Raw genomic sequence first — 478 nt, 5'->3', positions numbered from 1 at the left:
ACCTCATTCATCATYACAACAATSAAATCATCATGAAAACAGARCTTAKYACMCAACTCCCTTCRATYATGGCCATGTGGGAATTCTTCAATGARAAYCTACAYTTTAAATTGTCRAARTATGAATTTACYCAAGRCGGKATTAAAGTYATCTATATCGTTATGGGTACAGATCAATCCGTAGAATCACAACCTAAACGGCTTTCCTGAATTGCTAAGTACGCTTAATTAAGCCTAATACTTTGTTCTTTTGAGGATTTCAAGTTCTTCAACTCGCTCAATCTGGGCTAATACAATTTGACTGGATTTAGCATCATATTTATTAACCCAAGCATAAAGAATATGAGTTGTTGTCCCAAGGCGATCAGCAACCTCGGCAATGCTGTAACCTTTCTCAGTTATTTGTCTAACAGCCTCAATCTTGAACTTATCGATATATCATTTCCCAGTCATAAAACACCTCTTTAATTAGCTATATT

General features: G+C 35.1%; 1 pseudogene. It reads right to left on the bottom strand.

Features of this window, described 5'->3' with window-relative positions:
• Nucleotides 1–316: 316 nt before the first annotated feature.
• Nucleotides 317–434 (bottom strand): annotated as a pseudogene (locus JR005_RS14895) (transposase); the annotation flags it as partial.
• Between the last annotated feature and the right edge of the window lie 44 nt (nt 435–478).

The sequence above is a fragment of the Acinetobacter sp. Colony158 genome (genome assembly GCF_019264745.1).
In the GTDB taxonomy this organism is placed as follows: Bacteria; Pseudomonadota; Gammaproteobacteria; order Pseudomonadales; family Moraxellaceae; genus Acinetobacter; species Acinetobacter ursingii.
This window is presented reverse-complemented; position numbering and strand designations above follow the sequence as displayed.